Raw genomic sequence first — 20,651 nt, forward strand, 5'->3', positions numbered from 1 at the left:
AGACCTTGCTGCGTAAATCAGGTTTCGCTGCTGGGCAGGGCGCGCCAGCCAATATCGGTGCGAAATTGTTTGCCGTCAAAATGAGTCTGGGAAATGGCCTGGTAGGCTGCTTCCTGGGCACGACGGATGGAATCGGCCATTGCGGTCACGCAGAGCACACGGCCGCCCGTGGTCACCACGACGCCGTCCTTCATCTGGGTGCCAGCGTGGAAAGTGATGCACTCGTCGGTATCGTTGGCAAACTGGGTGATGACATCGCCCGTGCGGGGTTCTTCGGGGTAGTTGGCCGCGGCCAGAACCACACCAATAGCAGTACGACGATCCCATTCAATCGTGGCTTCGTCCAGCTTGCCGGCCAGAGCCAGCTCGAAGGTTTCGGTCAGATCGCTCTTGATGCGCATCATGATGGGCTGGGTTTCAGGATCGCCCATGCGGCAGTTGAATTCCAGTACCTTGATGGGACGGGTGGCATCCGGGCCATCGCCAATCATGACGCCGGCATACAGGAAGCCGGAGTAGGGCAGGCCTTCCTTAGCCATTCCCTGCATGGTGGGGTGAATGACTTCGCGCATGATGCGGTTGTGCAGCGTGGGGCTGACGATAGGCGCAGGCGAGTACGCGCCCATCCCGCCGGTGTTGGGGCCTTGGTCGCCATCTTTCAAACGCTTGTGGTCCTGGCTGGTCGCCATGGGCAGCACATTTTTACCGTCACACATCACGATGAAGCTGGCTTCCTCGCCGGTCAGGCATTCTTCCACCACGACGCGGGCACCGGCAGCACCAAAGCGGCCATCACCGAGGATGTCGTCAATCGCACCCAGCGCTTCTTCCAGCGTGGTGGCCACGATTACGCCCTTGCCGGCGGCCAAGCCATCGGCCTTGACCACAATCGGAGCGCCTTGCTGGCGGATGTAATCCTTGGCCGCCTCGGGGTCGGTAAAGGTGGCGTAGGCCGCCGTTGGAATGTTGTGACGCACCATAAAGGCCTTGGCGTAGTCTTTGGAACTTTCCAACTGGGCTGCTGCCTGGGTGGGGCCGAAGATCTTCAGGCCGGCCGCCCGGAAAGCGTCCACGATACCGGCTGCCAGCGGGGCCTCCGGGCCGACGACGGTGAAGGCAATTTTCTCTAGCTTCACAAAGGCAATCAGTTCCTGGATATCGGTGATGGCCAGGTTTTCAATACGTTCGGCACGCGCAGTGCCGCCATTGCCAGGGGCAACGTAGACAGTCTGCACACGTGCAGATTGGGCCAGGCGCCATGCCAAGGCGTGTTCACGGCCGCCGCTGCCGACAACAAGTAGCTTCATAGTGATGAGTCGGGCAGGGCCCGCAAAGAGGAGGTTACAGAAATGGCTTATTCGGCTTCGTCCATGACGGCGGTGGTGTAGACCTCTTGAACATCGTCCAGGCCTTCCAGTGCGTCCAGAAGTTTTTGCATTTTGGCGGCGTCCTCGCCGCTCAGTTCGGTTTCATTCAGCGCCTTCATGACCACGCCTTCGACCTCAGGCGTCAGGCCCGCGGCCTGAAAGGCAGCCTGCACAGCCGGGTAGTCCGAGGGAGCGCACAGCACTTCAATCAGGCCCTCTTCGTCCGTGACGATATCGTCGGCACCGGCCTCCAGGCCGATTTCCATGATGGTGTCCTCCGAGGTGCCCGGGGCGAACAGGAACTGGCCGCAGTGGCGGAATTGAAACACCACCGAGCCGTCCAGACCCAGATTGCCGCCATTTTTGGTAAAGGCGTGACGCACATCCGAGACGGTGCGCTGACGATTGTCGGTCATGCAGTCCACGATCACGGCAGCACCGTTAATGCCATAGCCCTCGTAGCGAATTTCTTCGTAGTTGGCATCATCCGCGCCGCCTGCGCCGCGCTGGATGGCACGCAGGATATTGTCTTTGGGCATATTGGCTGCGGTTGCCTTGTCCCAGGCCATGCGCAAACGTGGGTTGGACTCGGGGTCAGGGCCGCCGGTACGTGCGGCCACGGTGACCTCACGAATGATCTTGGTCCAAAGTTTGCCCCGTTTTGCGTCCTGACGACCCTTACGGTGCTGAATATTCGCCCATTTACTATGTCCGGCCATAAAGTATTACCAATTCAGTAGACTACGTTCAAAGAAAAACAGATCTATTTTAACCTGTCTGGGCGACAAGGCCCGAGCTTGGGTGAAAGTCGCTAGAATCTAGGCACTTGGCATTCTATCTGGAAGAGAACAAACAATCATGGCCGATCCGATTTTGCTTGCTCAAAACAGCCATACTCCCGTCTATCTGCTGCCTGCGCTGGCCAACCGTCACGGTTGCATTACGGGCGCCACCGGGACCGGCAAGACCGTCACCTTGCAAGTGTTGGCCGAAGCCTTCTCCCGGCTGGGAACGCCCGTTTTCCTGGCCGATGCCAAAGGCGACCTGAGCGGCATATCCCAGGCAGCACAAGCCAACCCCAAACTGCAGGAGCGCCTGCAGCGGCTGGGCCTGCCAGAGCCGGTCTGGGGGGCAAACCCGGTCACCTTCTGGGACATCTTTGGCGAGCAGGGCCATCCGGTTCGCGCCACGATCTCCGACATGGGGCCGTTACTGCTCTCCCGGATTCTGGAATTGAACGATACCCAGGAAGGCATTCTGAATATCGTGTTTCGTGTGGCCGACGACGAGGGGCAACTGATTCTGGATTTGAAAGATTTGCGGGCTTTGCTGCAGGATGTGTCGGATCGTGCGGCCCAACTGCGCAGCCAGTACGGCAATATTGCCGCGGCCAGTGTCGGAGCCATCCAGCGCGCCTTGCTGCGTCTGGAAACCCAGGGGGCGGATCGTTTCTTTGGCGAACCTGCTCTGGATGTCATGGACTGGATTCGTACCGATGCCTCCGGGCGCGGCATGATCAATGTACTGGCTGCCGACAAGCTGATGCAGTCGCCGCGCTTGTACGCGGTGTTTCTGCTCTGGATGCTGGCTGATTTGTACGAGCGCCTGCCGGAGGTGGGGGATCTGGACAAGCCTCGTCTGGTGTTCTTTTTTGATGAAGCCCACTTATTGTTTACCGGCGCGCCAAAGGCCTTGCTGGAGAAAGTCGAGCAGGTGGTGCGCCTGATCCGCTCCAAAGGGGTAGGTATTTATTTCGTGACGCAAAACCCGCTGGATATTCCCGACACGGTATTGGGTCAACTGGGCAATCGGGTTCAACATGCTTTGCGCGCTTTTACCCCACGCGATCAGAAGGCGGTCAAAACGGCGGCGCAAACCATGCGTCCCAATCCCGGCCTGGACATTGAGGCGGCCATTACCGAGCTGGGTGTGGGCGAGGCGCTGGTATCCATGCTCGATGCCAAGGGTATTCCCACGCCTACCGAGCGCGCCTGGCTGGTGGCGCCGGGCAGTCGGATTGGCCCGGCTACGGAGGCTGAACGACAGATGGTGCGTCAGGCCTCCTTGCTCGGCTTGAAGTATGACCAGGCCATTGACCGGGAATCGGCGTACGAGGTGCTGGCGAAAAAGGCGGCGGATGCGGCTGCCAATGGGGCGGCTGGAGCAACACAAGCCGGTGGCCCAGCAGTCAAGGACGAAGGGCTGATGGGTGTGGTCAATGATTTTCTGTTTGGATCAACCGGGCCACGAGGTGGCAAAAAGGATGGTTTGGTGCAGAGCATGATCAAAACGGAAACCAAACGGGCCGCGACCAAAGTGCTGCGTGGGGTGTTGGGATCTTTGTTCGGGGGGAAGCGTTAATGCCAGTATCACAGCCTCATTTGATCATCGCTACGGCGCGGTCAACTGAAACCGCTCGGTGGGCGCAGGAGTTTCGCAACGCCTATCCCGATTGGAAGGTTGATGAGTTCGTCCCCGGACAGCCCAGCACGGGTGCGACTTACGCCGTGGTGTGGCAACCGGACCCGATCCTGTTTCAGCAGGAGCCCGACTTACGCGCTACGTTTAATCTGGGCGCGGGCGTGGACGCAGTGGCCGGTTCTATTCCGGCTGGCATGCCCTTATATCGCCTTGAAGATGCTGGCATGGCCGAGCAAATGGCGGAATATGCCTTGTACGGTGTTTTGCGTGCTGTGGGTCGTTTCACGCCTTATGAGGAGCAAGCGCGAAAGGGTACGTGGAAGGCGTATCGCCCGATTGATCGTCGCCAGTGGCCGGTCGCGGTGCTGGGATTGGGGGCGATTGGCAGCAAGATAGCCCAGGTGATCGCCAGTCTGGGTTATCCCGTACAGGGTTGGTCCCGTCGGCTGCGTGAAGCGGATTTCCCTTGCTATGCCGGTGATCAGGGGCTGAAAGACTGTGTCTCGGCCAGTCGTATTCTGGTCAATGCGTTGCCCTTGACTGCGCAAACCGAAGGTCTGATCAATCGCGAGCTTCTGTCGCATCTGCAGCCGGGCGGCTTTTTGATCAATGTGGCTCGTGGTGGGCATCTGGTGGATGTTGACGTGGTGGAAGCACTTCAAAGTGGCCATTTGTCTGGCGCCTTGCTCGATGCGTTTACCCAGGAGCCCTTGCCGGCTGATCATCCCTACTGGGGTATTGCCTCTGTGATGGTTACGCCGCATATCTCGGGCATCACCGTGCGTGACCTGGCCTTGGAGCAGATCGGCTCGCGTATCGTGCTGTTGCAGCAAGGCAAGCCTGCTTCAGGGCAAGTCGATCACACGCTGGGGTATTAAGCATTTTCAGTTTCGGTCAGCCTGCCAGCACCGGGGACGCGGGCAGGCCGCTTGCTGTTTCCTGAGCGGGGCAGCATCTTGTCAGAATAAGGCCGTTGCGGCCATGTAAAACCACAAGGAAAGAGGAATGAGTAACGTTCATCGTATTGCCGTGATCGCGGGAGATGGGATCGGCAAGGAAGTCATGCCAGAAGGGCTGCGTATTTTGGAGGTGGTCGCTCGTCGTCACGCCATCAGTTTTGATTGGAAGGTGCTGGACTGGAGCTCGGACTATTACCAGAAGCATGGTGTCATGATGCCCTCGGACTGGAAAGCCCAACTAATGGATACCGAGGCCATTTTCTTTGGCGCAATGGGGTGGCCCGATCTGGTGCCGGATCATGTTTCCCTGTGGGAGTCCCTGTTCAAGTTCCGTCGTGAATTTGACCAGTACATCAACTTGCGCCCGGTGCGCTTGATGCCCGGCGTGCGTTCGCCGCTGGCAGGTCGTGAGCCTGGCGATATTGATTTCTTTATCGTGCGCGAGAATACCGAAGGCGAGTACTCCAATAGCGGCGGCATCATGTTTGAAGGCACGCAGCGCGAGGTGGTGATTCAGGAAAGTGTGTTTACCCGTACCGGTACAGACCGTGTCTTGAAGTTCGCTTTTGAACTGGCAAAAAAACGCGGTAAACACGTTACTGCGGCGACCAAATCCAACGGTATTTCGATCTCCATGCCGTGGTGGGATTCGCGCGTGGCCGCCATGGGCGAGCACTACCCTGACGTGAAGTGGGACAAGTATCACATCGATATTCTGTGTGCGCACTTTGTGCAGCACCCGGACTGGTTTGATGTGGTGGTGGCTTCCAACCTGTTTGGCGACATCTTGTCCGATCTGGGCCCGGCATGTACCGGCACCATTGGCATTGCGCCGTCGGCCAACCTGAATCCCGAGCGCGTGTTCCCATCCTTGTTTGAGCCCGTACACGGCTCGGCACCGGATATCTACGGCAAAGGCATTGCCAACCCGGTCGGTCAGATCTGGAGTGGTGCCTTGATGCTGGATTTCCTGGGCTACCCCCAGGCAGCCGCCGAAGTGGTGCAAGCCATCGAGCAGGTTCTGGCCAATGGCCCACGTACGCCGGATCTGGGTGGGCAGGCCAGCACCGCAGAAGTCGGTGCCGCCATTGCCCAGGTTCTGGAGGCGATGGCCTAGCCCATTAGCGGGACTTGGGTGGACGCAAGCCTGCCCAAGTGATGGCGCCAATCATGATGGCACCGCCCAGCAGCGCACGGCTGCTGGGGTATTGAGCAAAAAGCAGTGCCGCAAAGGCGATGGCATAGACAGGCTCCAGGGCGATCACAATCCCGGCGCTGCGGGCATTCAGCACGGTGAGCGCAGAGACCAGCAGGTAGTGCGACAAGGCCGTACAAAACACCCCCAGCAGTGCAATCCATACCCAGTCCACCAGCGTGCTGTCGCCCAGCAGCGGTATGGCAAAAGGCCAGCACATCAGGGCGACAAACAGGTTTTCCCACCAGGCCACTTGTTGTGCCGACAGGTGCTTGGCCGCACGGCGGTTAATCAAGGTGAACATGGCAAAGGTAAAGCCCGAGGCAACCGCCCAGGCCAGGCCAATAGTGGATTGGTCCTGGAAGTCGAAAGATGGGGTCACCAGCAACAAACCAAAGGTGACCAGGGCCAGAATGACCCATTCCGATACGGTAACGCGCTCGCGCAGCACGGCCCATTCACACAAGGTAATGAAAGCGGGGAAGCTGGCAAAGCCTAGGGTGGCAATGGCCACACCGCCCACTTTGACGGCCACAAAAAAAGTGGCCCAGTGAATGGCCAGCATGATGGAGGCCAGGAGCAAGGTACGAAAGTCCGCTGCTTTCATGCCCTGACCCAAACCGCGCCCTTGTGAGCGGATGCTGATAAACAAGGCCAGAACCGCAAAGCTGGCTCGGCCTGCGGTAATCAGCATGGCGCCGACCTGGATCAGTTCACCAAAAATACCGGTCAGTCCGAACAGAATGGCCGCCACATGTATGGCAGCCAGGGCACGTCCATGCGTCATGGAAAGCGATCCCAGAAAAAAGAAGTCAATTTAGGCTATTCTGGTGTTTTATGTCAGCCAGTGATAGGGCGAGCGGGGCAGGCAATCGGTGCAAGGCATTATTCTAAGACATTGCCAAGGGCCCCTCATCAAAGGAGTAAAACAATGACCCAGATGGTCAAGGCGATACGGATTGAACGTAATGGCGGCCCTGAAGTATTGCAGTGGGCTTCGGTAGCCTTGCCTGCCCCGCAGGAAAAGGAAGTCACCATACGCCAAAAGGCGGTGGGTTTGAACTTTATCGATATTTATTTCCGTAATGGTCTCTATAGCAGCCCGTTGCCACATGGCTTGGGTTTTGAGGCCTCCGGCATTGTTGAGGCGGTCGGGGAGGGGGTGACGCACCTGAAAGTGGGCGATCGTGTTGCTTACGGTCAAAGCCCCTTGGGAGCGTATGCCGAGGCACGTAACGTGCCTGCCGATCGAGTCGTGCGTATTCCTGATGGAATCACGTTTGAGCAGGCTGCAGCCATGATGCTGAAAGGTCTGACCTGCTGGTATTTGCTGCGCCAGACCTATCGCGTGCACGAAGGCCAGACGATTCTGTTTCATGCGGCGGCCGGTGGCGTCGGTTTGTACGCCTGCCAGTGGGCGCGTGCCTTGGGCGTGAAGTTGATTGGTACGGTTTCCAGTCCCGAGAAAGCCGCTTTGGCGAAAGAAAATGGCGCTTGGGAAGTGATTGATTATTCCCACGAAGACGTGGTGCAGCGCGTACTGGAATTGACCAATGGCCAGAAAGTACCTGTTGTGTATGACGGCGTGGGCAAGGATACCTGGGAGCGCTCGCTGGACTGCTTGCAGCCACGCGGCTTGATGGTCAGTTTTGGCAATGCCTCCGGCCCGGTGACAGGCGTGAATCTGGCGACGCTGGCATCCAAGGGCTCCCTGTATGTGACTCGCCCTGTGCTGGGTGCTTATGTGCCGACACAGGAAACCATGCAGGCTGCTGCCGATGAGATGTTCGAGCTGGTACTGCAAGGCAAGATCAAGCCATTGATTGGTCAGCGCTTCCCGCTGGATCAGGTGGCTCAGGCTCATGAAGCCCTGGCGGGACGCCGCACGACCGGTTCCACGGTCTTGACCCTGGATTGACGCGGGCCAGGATTGTAGTGCGTGGTCGCGTTAAGACAAGCCGTCCGGGTTTTCAGGTGCACAGCCTCGTTTTGTATCGGCTTTATTCTGCTTGCCGCGAGGGCACAAGGCAGCTTGACCGCCCTGTCTTGCTGTAAACCCGACAGCCTTGTCGTATAAGAAGCGCTAAAAAAAAAATGGCCTCCGCTAAGGAGGCCATTGTCATCTGGCAGCGAGGTGGCTGCCGATACTCATCGGTCTGGAATCAGCCTTGCTCGTGATACTGACGCACGCGCTCGACTTCGTTGCGTGAACCCAGAATCACACCAATACGCTGGTGCAGTTCGGTAGGCTGTACGTCCAGAATGCGCTGGGTGCCGTCAATCGACATGCCACCGGCCTGCTCGACCAGGAAGCTCATGGGATTGGCTTCGTACATCAAACGCAGCTTGCCTTTGCGACCGGAGGCGCGCGCATCGCGTGGGTACATGAAGATGCCACCGCGGGTCAGGATACGATGGACGTCTGCCACCATGGAGGCAATCCAGCGCATATTGTAGTTCTTGCCCAGCGGGCCTTCGGGACCCGCCAGGCAGTCGTCGATATAGCGTTTTACCGGGGCTTCCCAGTGACGCATATTGGACATGTTGATGGCAAATTCCGAGGTGTCCTCAGGGATGGTGATGCGCTCGGTGGTCAGCACCCAGGAGCCCATTTCCTTGTCCAGCGTGAAGGCGGCCACGCCATCACCTACCGTCAGCACCAGCATGGTTTGTGGGCCGTAAATAGCATAACCGGCGGCCACCTGACGCACGCCGGGTTGCAGGAAGTCCTGCTCTTCGATCACGCGGTCACGTGCTTCGGGCGGTACGCTCAGCACCGAGAAAATGGTGCCAATGGAGACGTTCACGTCGATGTTGGACGAGCCATCCAGCGGATCGAACAAGAGCAGGTTTTCGCCCTTGGGGTAGTAGTCGGGAATGCGGTGCAGGGTGTCCATTTCCTCGGAGGCCATGGCCGCCAGGTTGCCGCCCCATTCATTGGCTTCCAGCAGGATTTCATTGGACAGTACATCCAGTTTCTTCTGCACCTCGCCCTGGACGTTCTCGGAGTCCAGAGAGCCCAGAACGCCGCCCAGCGCTCCTTTGCTGACGGCATGACCGATGGCCTTGCAGGCGCGAGCGACGGTCTCGAGCAGCAGGCGCACATCGGCGGTGACCGTTTTTTTCTGGCGTTGTTGCTCTACCAGATACTGAGTAAGGTTTTTCTTCAAGACAGACTCCGAGGTCAAAGAGTTAATGCTTTATTTACGATTTCAGCCACATTGCCCGACAGGCCGGGCTCAGCCTGAATGCGCTCCAGCGCTGCTTTGAGCGGGTCGCGGGCTTGGGGTTCAAAGCGGGCCCAGTTATCAAAGACCCGAGCCAGACGGGCAGAGATTTCCGGGTTGAGCTTATCCAGAGCAATCACTTGTTCAGCCCAGAAGGCATAGCCTTCCGGGGTATGTATGGCCTGCATATTATTCATGCAGAACTGAAAAATCAGCGAGCGTGCGCGGTTGGGATTGCGCATCGAGAAAGCTGGATGCAACATCAGAGCCCGTACCTGGGCGACCTGAGTGCTTGGGGCGGTAGCTTGCAGGCTGAACCAGCGATCCAACACCAGAGGATTGTCCTGCCAGCGCTGGAAAAAGTCGTCCAGGCCGTCCTGGCGATCTTCTGGGTCGCCATAGTTCACCAGGGCGCTGAGCGCGCCCAGACGATCAGTCATGTTGGTCGCCTGATCGTACTGGTTGCGCGCCAGTTGCGGGCCAGTGCTCACTCCCGCGACCAGTAAATAATTCAAGGCAAGATTGCGCAAGGAGCGCTGACCGGCTTGCAGCGCGTCGGGGCTGTAGGGAGCTTGCTCCAGGCTCAGGAACTGATAGAGCTCTTGCCAGTAGGGCGTCAGGGCCAGTCCCAGTTCGCGTTGTAGTTGACGGCGGGCCTGAACGATTGCGCGCGGGGTCATGGGCTGGGTCTGTTCCAGCAGTTCGCGCTCGCTGGGCAGGGACAGAATGCGGGCCTTGTAGGCCGGGCTCAGCGCAGGATCTTGCACCAGAGCGTGCCAGGTCTGCACCACGGTGGCCTGTTGTGCCGCCGAAGGAGTGCGTCCGGATGCTGAGGACAGAATCAGGCGGGTTGCCAGCAACTGAGCTGCTTCCCAGCGGGCAAAGGGGTCGGTGTCGTGACGGGCCAGCAAGGCCAGTTCGGCGTCCGGACGGTAATAGTCCACCTTGACTGGAGCCGAGAAGTTGCGCAGCAAGGACAGGACCGGTGCTTCAGGGATGTGCGTAAAGGTCCAGCTTTGCTCGGCCTCGGTAAAGTCCAGGACCAGCGTTTCGCCCTTTTGCCCATCCAGGTGCAGGCTGAGCGGCTGGCCGTGCTGATCGAGCATTCCCAGGGCAAAAGGGATGTGCAAGGGCGGTTTGACCGCGGCCTTGTCCTCGATCCCGGCGGGGGCATTGCTTTGGCGCAGAGTCAGCGTGGCAGTCTGTTTGGCTGCGTCATGAGTCAGGCTGACCTGCACGCGGGGTGTGCCTGCCTGCTGATACCAGCGGCGGAACTGATCCAGGCTTTGGCCTGGCTTGACCTGACGATAGACGCTGTCCATGCAGTCCACGAACTCATCGCAGGTGACGGCCTGCCCATCATGGCGTTTGAAGTACTCCCGAATGCCCGCCTGGAAATTGTCCTCGCCCAGCAGCGTGTGCTGCATACGAATGACTTCAGCGCCTTTCTCGTAAATCGTGGCCGTGTAGAAGTTGCTGATTTCCTGATAGCTCTCGGGTCGGATGGGGTGGGCCATCGGGCCGGCATCCTCGGGGAACTGAGCAGCACGCAGCACACTGACATCATCAATCCGTTTGACAGCGCGGGCGCTGGCCGCTTGGGCGCCGTCCAGGCCTTGAGCCAGCATGTCGGCGGAAAATTCCTGGTCACGGAAAACCGTCAGGCCTTCTTTCAAGGAGAGCTGGAACCAGTCGCGGCAGGTAACGCGGTTGCCGGTCCAGTTGTGAAAATACTCGTGACCAATGACGGCCTCCACGGCGTGGAAGGATGCATCAGTTGTACTTTCGGCATCGGCCAGCACATAGGCGGAATTAAAGATGTTCAGGCCTTTGTTTTCCATGGCGCCCATATTGAAGTCGCGGGCGGCCACGATCATGAAACGGTCCAGATCCAGCGCCAGGCCAAAGCGTTGCTCATCCCATCGTACTGAGTGCTCCAGGCATTGCATGGCCCATTCTGTTTTATCGCCGTCTCCACGATCGCAATAAACCTGCAACAGGGCAGGCTGGCCATTGGCTTTTTTGATTTCGCGCTCGCGTACATCAAAGTCGCCGGCGACCAGGGCAAATAAATAAGAGGGCTTGGGAAAGGGGTCTTCCCATACTGCCTGCTTACGGCCATCGTCCAAGGTGGTGCTTTCAAGCAAATTGCCATTGGAGAGCAAATAGGGGTAGAGCGTGGCATCGCCGCGCAGTACCACTTCATAACGGGACATCACATCAGGGCGATCGGGAAAGAAGGTGATGCGTCGAAAGCCCTGGGCTTCACATTGGGTAAACAGGCTGTTGCCCGACACATACAGGCCCATCAGCATGGTGTTTTCTTGCGGGCGACAACGGCTGACCAGGACCAGATCAAACTCTGCTGCTGGGGGCGACAGGGTCAGGCCCTGATCATTGAGCAGGTAATCCTGAGGGGACACCAAGTTGCCGTCAAGACTGACTTCCAGCAGTTCAATGTCCTCGCCATCCAGTACCAGAGGTTGAATCTGGCCGTCCCGGCTGCGGGCTCGAAAAGCCAGCCGAACCAGGGTTTGCTCGGCCGCCAAGTCAAACTCCAGCCGAACCTGATCTATCTGATAGGGGTAGGGCTGGTAATCGTGGCGGGAGATCGTGGGTAAGGTGTCTGTGCGCATGTAATCCTGGTCCGACAATCGAAAAAGATGGTCTATTGTAATGTTGTTTGAACGCCCACACTGGAGGGGGGAAACAGGCAGTAAACTAAATGCTCGTCGGCGCCTTGGCGCTGTGCTCAAATGGCTTGAACGTGTAAGTGAAAACAAGCAGGGGTGAAATGATGAGCTTACTTTCTGAAGTATTTTCCTGGCGCGCCCTGCGTCTGCTGAGTCTGGCGTTTGCCGCCTTGACCACGGCGTGCGCTGCGCCTAGTTGGTCTGCCAAATTGACACGCTATCAACAGTGGCCCGCGAACGCCAGTGGAGAGACCTATTACATTCAGCCTGTGCCAGGCGATGGCAATAATCTGGAGTACCAGTCTTTTGCCGATTCGGTACGCGCCTCGATTGGCGTGACCGGGCTGGTGGAGGCCCCGAACCTGAAGTCAGCGCGCTTTGTGGTGAAAATGGATTATGGCAATCCTCAGGAACAAAGCTGGGTGCCGCAATTTGCCGATAGTTTTTATGGCCCAACCGGGTGGGGAATGGGACGTGGCTATTATGCGCCAAATGATGGTTGGGCAGGCGGGTTCTTTTATTCGCCGAATGTCGTGAACGTTCCGGTTACCGTGTATAAGAATTATCTAAATGTAATTATTACAGATAATCGAAACTCGGGCACAGAAGTGTATCGTGCTACGGCCGTGTCTTATAGCCATTCCGACAACCTGGCCCAGCAGATGCCATTTTTGTCCCAGGCCATATTTGATCGCTTCCCTGGTAATAATGGACAGGTGATTGATATCCGCTATCCACTGCCTCGGGATTGAGTCGTCAGCAGTCTGGGATTAAGTCAAAAATTTATAACAATAAAAAAGGGACCGTTTGGAAAACGGTCCCTTTGTTTTGTTTGGTTCCAGAGCTTATTTGATAAGGAACTCTTCACGGCTGCGGCCATTGGCTTCTGCGTCAATAATCCAGCGTGGGGGGCGACCACGGCCCGTCCAGGTGTCCTGGGTGCCGGGGTGACGGTATTTGGGAGGCAGGCTGGTTTTGGGGCCGGTGGAAGCACCAGCACCACGACGAGCAGAGTTTTCCAGAGCTTCAGCGACTTCCTCAATCGTGATCTCGTTATCTTGCATGGATTTGACGATGGATGCGATGACAGGACGACGCTGTTTGACTCGAAGGGATTTCATCTGCTTTTGAAGACGCAGAATCTCTTTTTCTATCTTCTGCTTTGCGGAGCTGTAAGTTTCGACTGACATATAGGATTCCTGTTTCATGTTTGTAGTTATCTGATAAACCCTGCCTGCACGAGCTCATGTTTATCATGCGAAAACAGTGTACTTTGATTTCCTTGAAAATATAAGTGGTTTGAAAAAAAATAAACGTTAATTCAAAAAAACTGTTTAGTCTCTGTAATTGTTTATAGTCATTAGTCAATTCTATGGGGCGTGATTATTTAAACTAATCAGGGGTTATCATGATTTTGAATGGGTTTATACAAAAACCATATAGCTGAATTTTTAATTAAGAAAAATATAAAATAATTTTAATTAGGTATCAGAAAATGTCGTAATTGGAGTTTTGTGTCGCGATTAGGGGAGCTGCCCGATTCAGCGTCGGAAAGCCCGAAAATAGCCGGTTCAGTACGTGGGCATCGCATACGGTGGCACATTCTGTTTTAATGCTCAGATGGACGGAAACCGAATGGATGTCAGTGCGTCTGTCGGTACCCATTTTCGTCCCTTGCAGCCGTGGGCTTGCCAGGGATCTGTCAGTAGGAATAAACGATGAAGCTAGTTGATCCGGCAATCAATGCCCTGGAATGCGCCCGTGGTCTGTTGCTCGAGCCTTGGGGCTTGCATGAAAGCCACCTGTCCGGTGCGCTGGGTGAAATCTTCACCCATCAGGCTGACTATGCCGATTTATATTTTCAGTACACCCGCAGCGAGGGCTGGAGCCTGGACGAGGGCATTGTGAAAAGCGGCAGTTTCTCGATTGAGCAGGGCGTGGGTGTGCGCGCGCTGAGCGGCGAGAAAACCGCGTTTGCCTATTCGGACTCCTTAAGTCCTGAGGCCTTGCTGTCTTCGGCGCGCGTGGTGCGTTCCATTGCCCGTCAGGGGGGCTCGGGAAAAAGCGGGATTTTGGTGCCGGCCGATTCGCAGCGTGCGACGCTTTATACCGGAACGGACCCCATTGCCAGCTTGCCTGCGCCAGAAAAAGTGGCTTTGTTGGGGCGTCTGGACGCCTTGGCTCGGGCAGCCGATTCGCGTGTGGTGCAAGTTATGGCCAGCCTGGGGGCGGAATATGATGTGGTGCTGGTTGCGGGCAGCGATGGTCGTCTGGCCGCCGATGTCCGTCCCCTGGTGCATTTGTCCCTGTCGGTGATTGTTGAACAAAATGGCCGTCGTGAACGTGGTTCGGCAGCGGGTGGCGGCCGGGTGGATCTGTCGTACTTTTCCGACGACATGCTGCGTGCCTATGTGGACAAGGCCGTGCGCTCGGCCATGACCAATCTGGAGGCCAAGCCTGCGCCTGCCGGTCAGATGACGGTGGTTCTAGGCCCAGGCTGGCCTGGTGTCATGCTGCACGAAGCCGTGGGCCACGGTCTGGAAGGCGACTTCAACCGTCGCGGCAGCAGCCTGTTCTCGGGCCGTATTGGCCAGCGTGTGGCGTCCAAAGGGGTAACCGTCATTGACGACGGCACCCTGGAAAACCGTCGTGGCTCCTTGAATATGGATGATGAAGGCAATGCCACGCAACGTACGGTTCTTATCGAGGACGGTATTTTGAAAGGGTATTTGCAAGATACCCATAATGCGCGCTTGATGGGTGCGGCCATTACCGGCAATGGCCGCCGTGAATCCTATGCCAGCTTGCCTTTGCCGCGCATGACCAACACGTTTATGTTGGGTGGCGATAAAGATCCTCAGGAGATCATCGCTTCGGTCAAGAAAGGCTTATATGCTGTGGACTTTGGTGGTGGGCAGGTTGATATTACGAGCGGTAAGTTTGTTTTTTCCGCTTCGGAGGCCTGGGTCATTGAAAACGGCAAATTGATGTATCCCGTCAAAGGCGCCACCTTGATCGGCAGTGGCCCGGATGCCATGAATCAAATCAGCATGATCGGCAATGATATGCAGCTCGATCCTGGGGTAGGGACCTGCGGTAAAGAAGGTCAAAGTGTCCCTGTTGGGGTAGGGATTCCTACCGTGCGAATGGAAAATCTGACCGTGGGTGGTACCGCCTGATTTAATTTGCCAGCTAATTAAATGGTTATTCGCACCGCTTCTGCTTGAATTAAGCAGGAGCGGTTTTTTGTTTTTATATTGCGCCGTAACAAATCGCTTTTACTTTGTTATTGTTGCCCCGGGGGCCCCGCTGCGTCGGCAGAGATGCGTCGCGACTTTTCAGCAGGTTGCGCGTTCTTGAGCACTTTGGGCTGGCGAAGCCGGATGGCCAGCCAGCATAGCAAGGCGCCCGAGCACACCATGGCTGAGCCTTGCCAGAAGCTTGTCGCCAATGGCGTGCGCAGTAGCAGGCTGGACAAGGCCGCCGAAAATACCGGGATAAAGTAGGAGGCACCGGCGAGCAGGGTGATATTGCCGTGCAAAATGCCGACATTCCAGGCTGCATAGCCAAAACCCATCGCGCTGGCAGCCAACAGCAAATACACCAGAGCCGGTGTCGACACTGTCAGGCTAGGAGCTCCCTGAAACAGATGGTTCATCCACAAGGTGGCCGCGGTCAGCATGAAAAATAAGGTGATGCCATTTTTACCCTGCGCGATGCGTGCGGTCATGGTGCTGTAGCCAGCCCAGATCAGGGCCCCGCTCAGTGCCAGGCCATAGCTCAAGGGGTTGTCCTGCACGTTGAGCCAGACGCTGTTCGGATTCAAGCCTTGCTCACCACCGAGAATCCAGCTGATGCCCAACATGGACAAAAACAGGCCCGGGACGATCAGCCAATTGGCTTTCTGTTGCTTGAATAAAATGGCCGCCACGATGGTGAAGGTCGGCCAGAGATAATTGACCATGCCCACCTCAATGGCTTGCCGGCTGTTATGCGCATAAGCAATCGATAGGGCCAGGCAGAGCTCATAGCAGACAAAGAGGATGCTGCCCCAGAACAGATAAAGGCGCGGAAATTCGCGCAGCCTCACCCATCCAGCTGATAAAAGCAAAAAGACGGAGGCCAAGGTATAAATCAGGGCCGCGCCGCCGGTAGGGCCCAGATAGTCGCTGACGCTGCGGATCAGGCCGACAATCGTGCTCCATAAGATGATGGCCATCAGCCCGATCAGGGTGGCTTTATCAGATTGTTTCATGCGGGTTTCAATGTCTGCCGAGCGTGCCCTGGGCGGCAGGCGGCTTTACTTGCTGGGGACACTTATGGGTTAATGGGCCGGCTTTGTATCCGGATCTGGCTGTCTGTAAGCAGAGCTTGAGCGCCAGGGATGGGTGCTGACAGCGATCCAGGCCGTGTGGGCGGACCGTTTGTAGCAGTGTACTGCAGGCGCGGTGCGCGCTCGTACCCCTTGTGAGGACGCGAGGACAAGGATAACAGGCCATTTTGTCTGCCCGCCTGGAGAGGGCGACAAGTTGGAATACTTACATTTTCTTGAGTTTTGAGTCGAACCTTCTGTTTACGCTCCGTATGATTTTGAGTGTAAATCGGTTTGACTTGAATCTTTTCTGCGCATATCATTTCAACACGAATTAATAGTGCTGAATTATTTTGTTTGGCTAATTAAATGACTACGGATCAACATTACGATTTACGAATTTTGCGGGCTTTGCGCCAGATCACGCGCTCGATTGCCCTGCATTCCCGGCAGCTGTCGGCGTACAGCAATATCACCGCGCCCCAGTTGATCTGCCTGCGCACCATTATTGAGAAGGGGCCCTTGACGGCGACGGCCATCAGTCGCGAAATGCACGTCAGCCCCAGCACCGTAGTGGGGATTCTGGATCGTCTGGAAGACAAGAAGCTGGTGTTGCGTGAGCGTGGTCGGGAAGACCGCCGCATTGTATTTGTCAGTGCCACACCGGAAGGCAAGACCTTGGCCCGTGATACACCATCCCCGTTGCAAAAGAAGTTGTCGGACGCCCTCAAAGAGCTGCCTGAGCTGGAGCAAGCCACCATGACGCTGTCCTTGGAGCGCATTGTTCGCCTGCTTGATGCGGATCCGGATGTCGTGCTGGAGGCCGATGAGACGGCTTCCCCTATTCTAGAGGTCCCGGAAGGGGATGTGCCCCCCGAATCCGGGTTGGTGGTGTGACGGCCCGACCGGATACGGGCAGCGCGACAGGCAGCGTGGGTGCTGCCGGGCCTGCCCCCGCTGTTCCGGCGCTGGTATTGCGTGCGCCCGTGCTGCGTGACGCGGCGGCCATCCATCAGCTGATTGCCGCCTGCCCACCGTTGGATCTGAATTCTGAATATCTCTATTTGCTGCTCAGCGAGCATTTTTCCCGGACCTGCGTTGTTGCGCAGCGGGGGGAACAAATAGACGGTTTCATCTCTGCCTACTTTCTCCCCGACCGTCCCGATGTGCTCTTTGTCTGGCAAGTGGCGGTGCATGAGCGCGCCCGTGGGCAGCGTCTGGGACAGGCCATGCTGGAACACTTAAGACAAGGTCTGAGTGACCGTGACTGGCGCTTTCTGGAAACGACAGTCAGCCCCGGCAACCTGGCCTCGCGTGGCTTGTTTGCAGCGATGGCGCGCCGTTGGGGAGCACCCCTGCAGGAACACGCATTTTTTGATACTGCTTTGTTTGCCGCGCAGGCGCACGAGGCAGAACCTCTATTACGAATCGGCCCCTTGGACTCAGGATAAGGGGACTTTACGCAAAAGAACGGTAGAGCCGGTCTGGTTCGCTGATTGTTGTTTGTCGGCTCAAGACACGCCGTTCTATAACCAGGAGAGGAAATATGACTGACTTAAAAATATTCGACCGGATGGAGTCTGAAGTAAGGGGCTACGTCCGGTCCTTTCCGGTCATTTTCAACAAAGCCCGAGGCTCGGTTTTGGAGGACGAGTCAGGCAGGCAATACATCGATTTTTTCAGTGGAGCCGGTACGCTCAATTACGGGCATAACAATCCCCACTTGAAAGAAAAGCTGATTGAGTACCTGAACACCGACGGCTTGGTACATGGTTTGGATATGGCCACCAGCGCCAAGAAGTATTTTCTGGAAGCGGTGGACAAGATACTGCTCAAACCGCGCGGGTGGAATTATCGCCTGCAGTTTACGGGCCCGACGGGCACCAATGCCGTGGAGGCGGCGTTAAAACTGGCGCGACAGGTCAAGGGGCGCCAGAATGTGATTTCCTTTACGCACGGTTTCCACGGCGTCAGCACGGGTTCCCTGGCAGTGACGGCAAATTCCAAGTTCCGCAGTGCGGCAGGTGTGGCCCTGGGCAATACCTCGTTTATGCCGTATGACGGTTACCTGGGGCCGGACGTCAATACGATGGCCTATCTGGAGCGCTTGCTGGAAGACCCCAGCAGCGGCCTGGACCATCCTGCCGCGGTCATCGTGGAAACCGTGCAAGGTGAAGGAGGCGTGAACGTGGCCACACAGCGCTGGTTGCGCGAGTTGCAACGCCTGTGCCGCGAACATGACATGTTGCTGATTGTCGATGACATTCAGGTCGGTTGTGGTCGTACTGGTCGTTTCTTCAGCTTTGAACAGGCCGGCATCAGTCCTGACATCATTACACTGTCCAAATCGTTGTCCGGTTTTGGCTTGCCCATGTCCTTGGTCCTGTTGCGCCCTGAGCTGGATGTGTGGAAGCCCAGCGCCCATAACGGCACCTTCCGTGGCAATAACCTGGCATTTGTGACGGCCGCCCAGGCTCTGGAAAGTTACTGGGCCAATGAGGACTTCGAGACGGAAATCCAGGCCAAGGAGCGACAGGTGCGCGACTGGCTGGAAAATCTGGTGCACAGCTACCCGGATCGGGGCTTGAGTGTGCGGGGACGCGGACTGATTCAAGGTCTGGTCACGCCGCCCGGTGCGGGTCTGGCTAATGAAATTGCGGCCCAGGCCTTCAAGCAGGGTTTGGTCATTGAGACCTCGGGGGCCCACGACGAGGTGTTGAAGCTGCTGCCGGCGCTCACGATCAGCAACGAGGAGCTCAGCCAAGGTCTGGACATCATTGAGCGCAGTGTCGCCCAGTGCCTGTCCAAACGCGGCAGTCAGGCCAAGATTCTGAAGATTGGAGGAGCACGCTGATGCTGGTCAAAAACGTCAAAGATGTGATTGGAACCCGTGACGAGGTGCGCACGGACACCTGGGTCAGTCGCCGTGTCTTGCTCAAGAAAGACGGCATGGGCTTTTCTTTTCACGAAACCGTTATTTTTCCGGGCACTGAGACGCACATCCACTACCAGAATCATTTGGAGGCGGTGTGGTGCATTGAAGGCGACGGTGAAATTGAAACGGTAGCCGACGGCAAGAAGTACGAGTTGGGGCCAGGCGTGGTCTACGCCCTGGATCAGCACGATGAGCACTATCTGCGCGGTGGCAAGGAGCCATTGCGGGTGATATGCGTGTTCAATCCGCCCTTGACCGGTCAGGAAGTTCACGATGAGAAAGGGGTCTATCCCGCTATTGTGGAAGACTGACATCTTAAGGAGAGCATGATGACAGTGACCATGAGCGATCTGTACACATCCCGTACAGAACGAACGGCGGCCATCGTCAGCCGTCAGGAGCCGGTGGTGTATCCGGACCCGGTAGGTAGCCAGCCCTTGAATCGGGCCCAACTGCGCGAATATGAGGACAATGGCTTTTTGCTGTTGCCTGACTTGTTCAATGCGCAGGAAGTGCAGGCGCTGCTGAGTAATGTCCAGGCCATGAGTGCAGACCCCGCCATTTTGTCGCGTGAAGAAGCCGTGGTTGAAAAGGGCAGCCAGGCGGTGCGTTCGATTTTTCGGGTGCATGAGCTGAGCGACCTGATTGCCCGCCTGGTGCGGGACCCGCGGGTGCTGGATGTGGCCCGCCAGATTCTGGGCTCGGAAGTCTATGTGCATCAGTCCCGTGCCAACCTGAAGCCGGGCTTTACCGGCAAGGAGTTCTATTGGCATTCGGACTTCGAGACCTGGCATATTGAAGACGGGATGCCCCAAATGCGCGCCTTGAGTTGTTCGGTGCTGCTTACGGACAATAATGTGTGCAATGGGCCACTGATGCTGGTGCCGGGTTCACACCGTCAGTTCATTTCCTGCACTGGGCAGACGCCGGACAATCACTACAAGGAGTCCTTGCGCAAGCAGGAGTATGGCGTGCCTGACCCGATCAGCTTGCGTTTGCTGGTCGATCAGGGCGGAATCGAAGCCATTACGGCCAAAGCCGGTTCCGTGATCTTTTTTGACTGCAATACCTTGCATGGTTCAGCCAGCAATATTTCGCCTTGGCCACGAGCCAATGTGTTCACGGTCTACAATAGCGTGGAAAATTGTGTGGGTGAGCCCAAGCAGGGTCTGACCCCTCGGCCTGCACATGTAGCCACACGTGGACATTTCCCCGTCCTTAAGCCATTGGATGGGCCGCTGTTGGAGTCCTGAACAAGCGGAGGGTCTGTAGTTTTTGAGACCTTGGCTCGATAAAACGCTCCCTGGATTTATTTCCGGGGGGCGTTTTTTTGTATGGGCAGGTTTTCAGTGGCTGACTCAGGTTCTGACGCTCAGAAAAGCGCAGGTCAGACACTCGAGAGGGCGCCACGATACGGCAGGCAGGCCTGACGGGTGCGGGGCCGCCAGGCCCTTGGTTACCACGGCATTGGGATGGACGAGTGCCTCAGCCTTGAGTGCCAGCGGGTGCATGGTGTAAACGGCTTGAAGCCTCACCTTGCCG

At 57.0% G+C, this 20,651-nt stretch carries 18 protein-coding genes; 11 read left to right on the plus strand and 7 right to left on the minus strand.

All coding sequences use genetic code 11. The features are described from left to right. Positions 1–17: 17 nt before the first annotated feature. Both purD and V6936_RS01680 read right to left on the minus strand, forming a co-directional pair. Positions 18–1,307 carry a phosphoribosylamine--glycine ligase gene (gene purD / locus V6936_RS01675; protein WP_336579277.1) on the minus strand — a complete coding sequence of 430 codons (1,290 nt, stop codon included), beginning with the start codon at positions 1,305–1,307 and terminating at the stop codon, positions 18–20. Positions 1,308–1,354: 47 nt separating this feature from the next. Beyond that, complete coding sequence (locus V6936_RS01680; RefSeq protein ID WP_003802844.1) at positions 1,355–2,086, minus strand: YebC/PmpR family DNA-binding transcriptional regulator; 732 nt, start codon at positions 2,084–2,086, stop codon at positions 1,355–1,357. A gap of 139 nt (positions 2,087–2,225) precedes the next feature. Here V6936_RS01680 and V6936_RS01685 point away from each other — a divergent pair, with 139 nt between their 5' ends. The 3 genes from V6936_RS01685 to V6936_RS01695 all read left to right on the plus strand — a co-directional run bounded on the left by V6936_RS01685 (position 2,226) and on the right by V6936_RS01695 (position 5,864). Then, the gene (locus V6936_RS01685) at positions 2,226–3,728 is read left to right on the plus strand and encodes a helicase HerA-like domain-containing protein (protein ID WP_003802846.1); all 1,503 of its coding nucleotides are present in this window, start codon (positions 2,226–2,228) and stop codon (positions 3,726–3,728) included. Beyond that, on the plus strand, positions 3,728–4,666 hold the full coding sequence (locus V6936_RS01690; RefSeq protein ID WP_336579278.1) for a 2-hydroxyacid dehydrogenase: 939 nt from the start codon (positions 3,728–3,730) through the stop codon (positions 4,664–4,666). The genes V6936_RS01685 and V6936_RS01690 overlap by 1 nt, the downstream gene beginning before the upstream one ends. Positions 4,667–4,793: 127 nt before the next feature. Next, positions 4,794–5,864, plus strand: a complete 1,071-nt coding sequence (locus tag V6936_RS01695; protein ID WP_336579279.1) for a tartrate dehydrogenase — start codon at positions 4,794–4,796, stop codon at positions 5,862–5,864. Between the two features lie 4 nt (positions 5,865–5,868). Here the strand turns inward: V6936_RS01695 and V6936_RS01700 are convergent, their stop codons facing one another. Next, the gene (locus V6936_RS01700) at positions 5,869–6,729 is read right to left on the minus strand and encodes a DMT family transporter (RefSeq protein ID WP_003802851.1); all 861 of its coding nucleotides are present in this window, start codon (positions 6,727–6,729) and stop codon (positions 5,869–5,871) included. Positions 6,730–6,873: 144 nt separating this feature from the next. Here V6936_RS01700 and V6936_RS01705 point away from each other — a divergent pair, with 144 nt between their 5' ends. Further along, positions 6,874–7,860, plus strand: coding sequence for a quinone oxidoreductase family protein (locus tag V6936_RS01705; RefSeq protein ID WP_039943629.1), 987 nt, complete (start codon positions 6,874–6,876; stop codon positions 7,858–7,860). A 244-nt stretch (positions 7,861–8,104) separates the two neighbouring features. On the opposite strand, the gene V6936_RS01710 is transcribed toward V6936_RS01705, so the two are convergent. Continuing rightward, positions 8,105–9,130 (minus strand): class 1 fructose-bisphosphatase, encoded by a 1,026-nt coding sequence (locus V6936_RS01710; RefSeq protein ID WP_003802856.1) that lies wholly within the window; start codon positions 9,128–9,130, stop codon positions 8,105–8,107. Further along, positions 9,127–11,805 carry an aminopeptidase N gene (pepN, locus tag V6936_RS01715; protein ID WP_003802858.1) on the minus strand — a complete coding sequence of 893 codons (2,679 nt, stop codon included), beginning with the start codon at positions 11,803–11,805 and terminating at the stop codon, positions 9,127–9,129. The genes V6936_RS01710 and pepN overlap by 4 nt, the downstream gene beginning before the upstream one ends. A 158-nt stretch (positions 11,806–11,963) precedes the next feature. Here pepN and V6936_RS01720 point away from each other — a divergent pair, with 158 nt between their 5' ends. Further along, on the plus strand, positions 11,964–12,614 hold the full coding sequence (locus V6936_RS01720; protein ID WP_336579281.1) for a DUF4136 domain-containing protein: 651 nt from the start codon (positions 11,964–11,966) through the stop codon (positions 12,612–12,614). Between the two features lie 93 nt (positions 12,615–12,707). On the opposite strand, the gene V6936_RS01725 is transcribed toward V6936_RS01720, so the two are convergent. After that, positions 12,708–13,052 carry an H-NS histone family protein gene (locus V6936_RS01725; protein ID WP_003802861.1) on the minus strand — a complete coding sequence of 115 codons (345 nt, stop codon included), beginning with the start codon at positions 13,050–13,052 and terminating at the stop codon, positions 12,708–12,710. 528 nt (positions 13,053–13,580) lie between these two features. Between V6936_RS01725 and tldD the strand changes: the two genes are divergently transcribed. Continuing rightward, positions 13,581–15,041 carry a metalloprotease TldD gene (gene tldD, locus V6936_RS01730; RefSeq protein WP_059317970.1) on the plus strand — a complete coding sequence of 487 codons (1,461 nt, stop codon included), beginning with the start codon at positions 13,581–13,583 and terminating at the stop codon, positions 15,039–15,041. Between the two features lie 107 nt (positions 15,042–15,148). Here the strand turns inward: tldD and yddG are convergent, their stop codons facing one another. Further along, entirely contained in the window at positions 15,149–16,117 is a 969-nt protein-coding gene (yddG, locus tag V6936_RS01735; protein ID WP_059317969.1) for an aromatic amino acid DMT transporter YddG, read from the minus strand. Positions 16,118–16,543: 426 nt separating this feature from the next. Here yddG and V6936_RS01740 point away from each other — a divergent pair, with 426 nt between their 5' ends. The 5 genes from V6936_RS01740 to thpD all read left to right on the plus strand — a co-directional run bounded on the left by V6936_RS01740 (position 16,544) and on the right by thpD (position 20,362). Then, positions 16,544–17,071, plus strand: a complete 528-nt coding sequence (locus V6936_RS01740; protein ID WP_003802867.1) for a MarR family winged helix-turn-helix transcriptional regulator — start codon at positions 16,544–16,546, stop codon at positions 17,069–17,071. Then, on the plus strand, positions 17,068–17,625 hold the full coding sequence (gene ectA / locus V6936_RS01745; protein ID WP_003802869.1) for a diaminobutyrate acetyltransferase: 558 nt from the start codon (positions 17,068–17,070) through the stop codon (positions 17,623–17,625). The genes V6936_RS01740 and ectA overlap by 4 nt, the downstream gene beginning before the upstream one ends. A 95-nt stretch (positions 17,626–17,720) precedes the next feature. Beyond that, positions 17,721–19,028, plus strand: a complete 1,308-nt coding sequence (gene ectB, locus V6936_RS01750) for a diaminobutyrate--2-oxoglutarate transaminase (protein ID WP_003802871.1) — start codon at positions 17,721–17,723, stop codon at positions 19,026–19,028. Then, complete coding sequence (locus V6936_RS01755; protein WP_059317968.1) at positions 19,028–19,420, plus strand: ectoine synthase; 393 nt, start codon at positions 19,028–19,030, stop codon at positions 19,418–19,420. Before ectB ends, V6936_RS01755 begins: the two co-directional genes overlap by 1 nt. 18 nt (positions 19,421–19,438) lie before the next feature. Further along, positions 19,439–20,362: an ectoine hydroxylase gene (gene thpD, locus V6936_RS01760; protein ID WP_003802877.1), complete on the plus strand. Its 924-nt coding sequence runs from the start codon at positions 19,439–19,441 to the stop codon at positions 20,360–20,362. Positions 20,363–20,651: the final 289 nt, after the last annotated feature.

Source organism: Alcaligenes sp. CHO6 (assembly GCF_037120595.1).
Lineage (GTDB): Bacteria > Pseudomonadota > Gammaproteobacteria > Burkholderiales > Burkholderiaceae_B > Alcaligenes > Alcaligenes ammonioxydans.